Origin of the sequence: uncultured Catenibacterium sp. (genome assembly GCF_900540665.1) — a bacterium.
Lineage (GTDB): Bacteria > Bacillota_I > Bacilli_A > Erysipelotrichales > Coprobacillaceae > Catenibacterium.
Map to the genome: position 1 here is coordinate 1 of NZ_UQGV01000088.1, position 7,571 is coordinate 7,571.

10 protein-coding genes are annotated in these 7,571 nt (G+C 33.6%); all 10 read right to left on the minus strand.

Going from position 1 to position 7,571, the window contains the following annotated elements; translation table 11 throughout:
• Nucleotides 1-1,712 (minus strand): translation elongation factor 4 (gene lepA, locus QZQ55_RS09870; RefSeq protein WP_295092910.1); only part of this gene is annotated, 1,712 nt, incomplete at its 3' end.
• Nucleotides 1,713-1,724: 12 nt separating this feature from the next.
• Complete coding sequence (locus QZQ55_RS09875) at nt 1,725-2,078, minus strand: single-stranded DNA-binding protein (protein WP_295092912.1); 354 nt, start codon at nt 2,076-2,078, stop codon at nt 1,725-1,727.
• A gap of 62 nt (nt 2,079-2,140) precedes the next feature.
• Nucleotides 2,141-2,464: a holo-ACP synthase gene (gene acpS / locus QZQ55_RS09880; RefSeq protein WP_295092914.1), complete on the minus strand. Its 324-nt coding sequence runs from the start codon at nt 2,462-2,464 to the stop codon at nt 2,141-2,143.
• Entirely contained in the window at nt 2,464-3,111 is a 648-nt protein-coding gene (locus QZQ55_RS09885) for a hypothetical protein (RefSeq protein ID WP_295092916.1), read from the minus strand. Before QZQ55_RS09885 ends, acpS begins: the two co-directional genes overlap by 1 nt.
• A 20-nt stretch (nt 3,112-3,131) precedes the next feature.
• Entirely contained in the window at nt 3,132-3,449 is a 318-nt protein-coding gene (locus QZQ55_RS09890) for a thioredoxin family protein (protein ID WP_295092918.1), read from the minus strand.
• A complete protein-coding gene (gene trmB / locus QZQ55_RS09895; RefSeq protein WP_295092919.1) occupies nt 3,442-4,095 on the minus strand; it encodes a tRNA (guanosine(46)-N7)-methyltransferase TrmB in 654 nt (217 codons plus the stop codon). The genes QZQ55_RS09890 and trmB overlap by 8 nt, the downstream gene beginning before the upstream one ends.
• 36 nt (nt 4,096-4,131) lie before the next feature.
• Nucleotides 4,132-4,827, minus strand: a complete 696-nt coding sequence (locus tag QZQ55_RS09900; protein WP_295092921.1) for a pseudouridine synthase — start codon at nt 4,825-4,827, stop codon at nt 4,132-4,134.
• 1 nt (nt 4,828) lies between these two features.
• Entirely contained in the window at nt 4,829-5,308 is a 480-nt protein-coding gene (locus tag QZQ55_RS09905; RefSeq protein WP_295092923.1) for a hypothetical protein, read from the minus strand.
• An 89-nt stretch (nt 5,309-5,397) separates the two neighbouring features.
• Nucleotides 5,398-6,276 (minus strand): aldose 1-epimerase family protein, encoded by an 879-nt coding sequence (locus QZQ55_RS09910; RefSeq protein WP_295092925.1) that lies wholly within the window; start codon nt 6,274-6,276, stop codon nt 5,398-5,400.
• 2 nt (nt 6,277-6,278) lie between these two features.
• A complete protein-coding gene (gene nagA / locus QZQ55_RS09915; RefSeq protein ID WP_295092927.1) occupies nt 6,279-7,418 on the minus strand; it encodes an N-acetylglucosamine-6-phosphate deacetylase in 1,140 nt (379 codons plus the stop codon).
• Nucleotides 7,419-7,571 lie beyond the last annotated feature (153 nt).

Consider the following 7,571-nt stretch of genomic DNA (forward strand, 5'->3'; position numbering starts at 1 on the left):
TTTTCAAGAAGTTTCTTCTTACGTGAAATATCCCCACCATAACACTTTGCAAGGACATTCTTTCTAATTGCCTTAATATTAGTACGTGCGATCACACGTCCCTGAATAGCGGCCTGAACGGGAATTTCAAACTGCTGTCTTGGAATGATAGTCTTTAACTTCTCACAGATGATTCTTCCACGATCATATGCAAAATCCTTATGAACAATAGAAGATAACGCATCGACCACTTCTCCATTTAAGAGAATATCCATCTTAGTTAAATTACTTGTACGATAACCATGTAGCTCATAGTCAAATGATGCATAACCACGTGTGCATGATTTTAATTTATCAAAGAAATCATAAACAATTTCTGATAGAGGAATATAGTAAATAACATTTCTTCTTGTATCATCAAGATATTCAATATCTACATATTCTCCACGCTTATTCTGACATAATTCCATAATAGGTCCAATAAATTCATCAGGCGTCATAATTGCAGCACGTACATAAGGTTCTTCTATACGTGTAATTGTTGTTGGATCTGGTAGTAAAGCTGGGTTGTCTATTTCAATCATAGACCCATCACTTAAATAAACGTTGTAGATTACAGATGGTGCTGTTGCAATCAGATCAAGACCAAATTCTCTCTCTAATCTTTCTTCAATAACATCCATATGTAATAAGCCAAGGAATCCACAACGGAAACCAAATCCTAAAGCTTGAGATGTTTCAGGTTCATAAACAAGTGAAGAGTCACTTAATGCAATCTTTTCAAGTGCTTCACGCAAGTCTTTATATTTCACATTGTCAATTGGATAAAGACCACAATAAACCATTGGATTCATACGACGATAACCTGGTAGTGGTTCATCTGCTTTATTTTCAAGAGTTGTAACTGTATCACCAACATGAACATCCGAAATAGACTTGATACTTGCAGCAATCCATCCTACTTCACCTGTTACTAACTCATCTTTCTTCACTTCACGAGGTGTATGAACACCACATTCCACAACTTCATAATCAGCGTTGCTCGCCATGAAATGAATATGATCACCTACTCTGATTTTTCCTTCCTTGACACAAACAAGAATAATAACACCTCTATAAGCATCATAGAAAGAATCAAAGATTAAAGCCTGAGTCGGTGCATTAATATCACCACTAGGTGCTGGTACTTTATTCACAATCTCCTCTAATACCGCTTCAACATTTAAACCTGTCTTAGCTGAAATACGAGGTGCATCATCAGCAGGAAGACCAATTAATTCTTCCACTTCTGCAGCAACTCTATCTGGATCAGCACTAGGCAGATCTATTTTATTAATAACAGGAAGAATTTCCAAATTGTTATCTAATGCAAGATAAACATTTGCAAGAGTCTGCGCTTCAACACCCTGAGCTGCATCCACTACTAAAATAGCACCTTCACAAGCTGCAAGTGAACGTGAGACTTCATAAGAAAAGTCAACATGGCCCGGTGTATCTATAAGATGTAAAAGATAAGTTTTTCCATCTTTAGCTTTATAAGTTAAAGAGACGGCATTTAGCTTAATTGTAATACCACGTTCTCTTTCAAGTTCCATATCGTCAAGCAACTGATCTTTCATATCACGATCTGCTACAGTTCCAGTTAATTGTAAAATTCTATCGGCAAGGGTACTCTTACCATGGTCAATATGCGCGATAATTGAAAAGTTTCTAATAAGTGACTGATCAACCATAAATAAACCTCCTTATTTCTCAATAGTCAGCGGTTTTTGAAGTTCTTTGAGCTTCTCATCAAGAAGTTCGAAAGACTCTGCACGTACAGTCATGACACGATACCCTTCATATATGGGCTTATCTTCAAGATTACTCAGTCTTCCTCTTATTGCAATGACACTGCCAGCATGACAAGTATCATTAATCATTTCCGCTAAACCTTTCCATAAGATAATAGGAATCAGATCATAATCCCTACATCCTTTAATTTCATCAAAAGGACGATACACCAAAAGATGAATTAAAGCATCCTTTCGATAATTATTGATAATTTCATAATCAGGCATCTGAGCAATTCTGCCCACTAAAAATACATGATTATACATATAAAAATCACCTCCTCCAAAAGACTTGTTTTAAGAAGAAGGTGAATACGGGTTAAATAAAATTATTTCTTATATACAAAAGCGATAGCAATGCCACCATCATGTGCAATAGAAATGTCTGCATCCTTATCATTCAGATAAGGACTTCCGTCTTCATGATTCAAAATGACAATATCATGAAATGAAATACCACCGATACCTAGATGATTGGCTTTTAAATAAGCTTCCTTTGCCGCAAAACGACCACCAAGATATTCTCTCTTACGTTTTTCAGTTGGAAATAATTGAAATATTTCATATTCTGCATCTGCTAAAATATGACGTACAAAACGTTCATTATCAACATCTAAACGAGAAAGCTCAACAATATCAACACCAATTCCCATTAATCTTCAAACTTCTTTTCATAAAGATTCATGAGTTCATCATAACTCATATCATCATTGATTTCATCAATCAAAGAATCTTCATTCTCCATGTCATGTTTGAACTTGCCTGTTCTCTCTTCAACAATTTTGAGGTCTTCTTGTGATTCAAGTGTTAAAGTAGATAAATTTTTCAAGCGGTTTTCTACAGAATCAATAACTTCACTGCTTTCCTTCTTGACTGTCTTTTCTACTTTCTTTGCCTTTTTAACTACAGGTTTTTCTTCCTCAATTTCCTGAGCACCATAAAAAGGACTTAATACAGGTACCACATCATCCTCACGTCTTTTTATTTTTTTCTTAATTACTGGCTTTTTTTCTGGTACGGGATTGTTAGATTCCTGTACTCCGTTCATTGGAGAGATGATCTGACTCATGACATATTCTTGCTTTTTTGGCTTTTTAGGTTCTGCTGTTTTCTTTACAACAGGAGCTTTTTCTTCTACTTTCTTTTCTTCGACTTTATTTTCTTCGTTATAGATCATAGGCTCACTGAATTTTTCTTTACGACGCTGTTCAATCACAGGATCCACATGAGGTGGTTCCTCATTCTTTACAGTATCCTCAAGATCAATATCCTTGCCCATAAACCAATCTGTAATTTTCATATTCAACCCACACTTTCTTTTTAAATTGAATCAATAAAAGACTGAACTTCCTCCTCTGTCTTTCTTAATTTCGATACAAATCTTCCTAATTCCTCACCTTTGTCATATGCGACAAAAGAAGGAATACCTAAGATTTTTAATTCAATACATAAATCAAGCATATCATCACGATTTACATAATAGAATCGATATGCTGGATTACTTTCAACAATATGTTCTATATAGGTTTTCATATAAAGACAATCTGGACACCACTCTGTAGAAAATACTACAATACTTCTATTTTGGATAGCTTCTTCAAATTCCTTTAAGGAATGAAGGGGAATGAGTTTATCCATTCATTTCTCCAAAATCAATATCAATTCTATATATTGGTCCAAATGGTGAGAATTTCTTTTCATATTCAGTCATCACATTGTCTTCATATCCTTCACTATGATGAAGATCTAAACATACATCATGAAAACGAACACCATAATTATTCATAGAAACAAGTGAATATTCAAAGAATGGACGATTGTCTGTCTTAAAGATTAGATGCCCTTCTTTCTTAAGAATATTCTTATAGACATCAAGGAATGAAGCATAAGTTAATCTTCTCTTTGAATGTCTCTTTTTAGGCCAAGGATCACTGAAATTCAAATAAACTGTATCTATTTCATTTTCCGCAAACACTTCGCCAAGTACTGCAGCGTCTTCCTTCATAAAACGGAGATTAGTCAAAGCCTCCATTTCAAGATATTTCTTAACTGCAATAGTTAAAACTGTAGAATATTTTTCAATACCAATAAAGTTGATATCTGGATTTCTTCTCGCATTTTCGATAATGAAATCACCTTTTCCCATTCCAATTTCAATTGCAATAGGATTGTTATTTCCAAACACCTCGCTCCACTTACCTAAGTGATCACGTGGATTAATAAAAACTAAATCTGCCTGCTCTTCTAAAAAAGGCATGGCATCAGGATTATTTCTTAATCTCATAAAACCTCCATATCGATGTTATTATATCATAAAACGTCATAGTATGCTATTAATTTCCTCATCTGTAAGTGGTCTGTAATGACCTAATTTTAAGTTCTCATCTAATTTCAATTCACCCATGCTCACTCGCTTCAAATAAACAACTTCTTTACCACATGCCTGGAACATTCTTTTAACCTGATGGAACTTACCTTCATAAATAGTAACTTCACACTCACTTATTGCATCACTCTTGATAATATTCAAAAAAGATGGCATACATGTGAAATCTTCTAAAGGAATACCTTTAGTAAATGCATTAACGTCTCCTATTCCAAGTCTACCTTTGACCTTGACATAATAAGTCTTAGGAACATGTGTTCTAGGAGAAAGAAGACGATGTGCTAGTTGTCCATCATTAGTAATTAATAACAGACCTTCAGTGTCTACATCTAGTCTTCCTACTGGAAACAATCCTGGATGATATTCTTTAATCAAATCAATAACTGTAGGATAAACATTATCTTCTGTCGCACTTACATAGCCATCAGGCTTATTAAGCATATAATAAACATACTTAGAATAATTGATTTTTTCATCACCTACATAGATTTCATCCTTTTCAGGATCCACATGTGCACCTGATGACTTTATTTTCTTACCATTTGAAATAACCAGACCATCTTTTAAAAGCTGTTTAACATCTTTTCTTGACCCATATCCACAATGAGCTAGTAATTTATCAATTCTCATTCTACACCTCGAAACAATATCTATATGACTCATCAGACTGAGATTCTTTTGTATCAAATTCAATTAGAACTTTAAGAGTTTCCTTTTTCTTTACTCTGCCTGATAAAGTAATACCTTTATAAATGTTCTTCTTTTTATCAACAACTCCAGGAATCATAGAATATGTTTCCTTATCAAAATAACCAATAGTCGGCTGATAATCATCTAAGCAAGATGAACTATATGAAATAGATTTAATGTTATACATATTTTGTTTTGGCTCATCTATAACCATTTCATAGCGATAACCTTTATTGATTTCTGTATAATACAATTTAATATTCATTTTATCAGAACAATTATCGAATTTTTCAGCTTTTTTAATATATAGCAAATCTTCTTTGTATTTTTTTAATACAGCATCTGAAATATCAGAATCTTTTTTCTTTGTTCCACATGCTGTCATAACCAAACATAGTATAACCAATAACAACTTTTTCATTGCAATACCTCCTATCATTAAAAAATTATAACATTCTCATCTATATTACGTAAACAACAAATAAAAAAAGAAGGCAATTTTTTGCCTTCTTACTGGAATATTTCAACTGCAAATTCGCAAGTGAATGTTTCATCCTTCTTTAATTCTACAGCACTTTCTTTATCCTTGAATTCTCCATCAAAGTCAACATAGTCTGTATGTCCAACCCATGGTTCAATTGCAAGTAAGCCACCTACATGAGAACTTGTCCATAATCCTAAATGATCAAATCCCTTCATATAGAAGTTCAAGCTCTTATTATTTGTAAGAGATTTAAGAGATACATAGTGAGATTTAAAATGAGGTACAACAACAGCATCATTATTAAACATTGCCTGACGTACAAAGAAATGACGTTCATGATCAAATAATGGTCTTGTTTCATGAGACATACCTTTTCTTACTACATCAATTATTTTCTGTTCCACTGTTTCTGGCTGCTCAAATTCGATATAGTAATCATTTACATCCTCTCCTTCAATAAACGGACATGCAAACGCTGGATGACCACCAATCTGGAAATAGATAACATCTTCATTATGGTTTTCTACTCTAAATTCTGCTTTTAGTTTATTATCTACTAAAGTATAAGTCACATATAAATCAAATTCATAAGGATACATCTTCTTAATTTCTTCACTAGAAGATAAATGGAAAACAACATGTGTTTCATCATGTTCATAAACTTCATATTCTGTGTTTCTAGAGAAGCCATGCTGATTCATATGATATTCTTTACCATCAATACGACAAGTTCCATTCTTTAATGCCCCAACAATTGGAAATAGAACAGGTGCACTATGTCCCCATAAACAAGGATCTTGCTTCCACATATAGTTGATGCCATCCTGCATGCCAATAATCTTTGAGATTTCAGCGCCTTTAGGATCAAACTGTGCTTCTAAATATTCATTTTTAATTGTAACCATAACTACCCTCCAATTTTAGTTTCACCATTTAGGATAACTCTATTGATGTTGATATCATCATCAATAAAGATCATATCTGCAACGCATCCTTCTTTAATACGTCCATAATCCTTAAGTCCTAAATGATCTGCTGGGTTCTTAGTAGCAAAGCCAATAGCTTCATATAAAGGTAAATCAAGATGCTTATAAGCATTTCTTACACACTGATTTAAATTAGCGGTAGAACCAGCAAGATTTCCTTCCTTTAAACGAGCCTGTCCATCTTTAACATAAACTTTTTGATTACCTAATTCATAAACACCATCAGGAAGCATTGCAGCTTCTAATGAGTCAGTAATAAGAATTAGTTTATCTGCGCCTTTCATCTTTGCTAGAATCTTAGCAGCTGGGAATGATACATGAACACCATCAAGAATAAGTTCTGCATATACTTCATCATGAAGCATTACAGCACCTACAACACCTGGATCTCTATGCTTTAGTGGAGTCATTGCATTGTATGTATGTGTCCCAGATATCGCACCTGCTTCAATACCCTTAACTGCTTCATCATAAGTTGCATCAGTATGCCCCATAGAAACAACAACATTATGATCAGTTAAGTACTTAATTAAATCTACAGCACCTTCAATTTCAGGTGCTAAAGAAATCTTCTTTACAAAATCAGGATGTTCACCAGCAAAAGATAAATAGTTTTCTATTGTAGGTGCAATCATACACTCTTCTGGCTGTGCGCCTTTATATTTTACACTAAAGAAAGGACCTTCTAGGTGCATACCTAAAATTTTAGCACCTTCTACCTTATCCTTATTATCATACCCTGCCGCAATAGCCTTTTTAATATCCTCAGCTGGCATAGTCATAGTCGTAGGCAGGAAACTTGTAACACCTGTCTTAAGTTCTGAAACAGAAATGTTGTTTAAATCCTTGAAAGTAGCATACATTGTATCGCTGCCATTACGCCCATGAGTATGAACATCAATCATACCTGGCGCTACATATAAACCTTCTGCATCAATCACAGATTCATCAGTAGGTGTACGATCACTAACCTCTGTAATCTTACCATCTTCAAAAAATACATTTAATTCTTTTATAGAATCTTCTAAAATCACTTTACCATTTATAATAACGTTTTTCATATAGAAATCCTCCTTTACATATTATAGCACAATTTTATCGTATATTGAAATTATAGAGATTTTTATGAGTATATATTTTTATTTTTCTGCATAATAAAAGAGCCTCTTAAAGAGGCTCACAGATTGTTGACAAATTAGATGAAAATATCAATT

Bases quoted from the DNA above. Each gene is read 5' to 3' on its own strand.
- QZQ55_RS09875 (WP_295092912.1), bottom strand. From the start codon at position 2,078: ATGTATAATCATGTATTTTTAGTGGGCAGAATTGCTCAGATGCCTGAT.
- acpS (WP_295092914.1), bottom strand. From the start codon at position 2,464: ATGGGAATTGGTGTTGATATTGTTGAGCTTTCTCGTTTAGATGTTGAT.
- QZQ55_RS09885 (WP_295092916.1), bottom strand. From the start codon at position 3,111: ATGAAAATTACAGATTGGTTTATGGGCAAGGATATTGATCTTGAGGAT.
- QZQ55_RS09890 (WP_295092918.1), bottom strand. From the start codon at position 3,449: ATGGATAAACTCATTCCCCTTCATTCCTTAAAGGAATTTGAAGAAGCT.
- trmB (WP_295092919.1), bottom strand. From the start codon at position 4,095: ATGAGATTAAGAAATAATCCTGATGCCATGCCTTTTTTAGAAGAGCAG.
- QZQ55_RS09900 (WP_295092921.1), bottom strand. From the start codon at position 4,827: ATGAGAATTGATAAATTACTAGCTCATTGTGGATATGGGTCAAGAAAA.
- QZQ55_RS09905 (WP_295092923.1), bottom strand. From the start codon at position 5,308: ATGAAAAAGTTGTTATTGGTTATACTATGTTTGGTTATGACAGCATGT.
- QZQ55_RS09910 (WP_295092925.1), bottom strand. From the start codon at position 6,276: ATGGTTACAATTAAAAATGAATATTTAGAAGCACAGTTTGATCCTAAA.
- nagA (WP_295092927.1), bottom strand. From the start codon at position 7,418: ATGAAAAACGTTATTATAAATGGTAAAGTGATTTTAGAAGATTCTATA.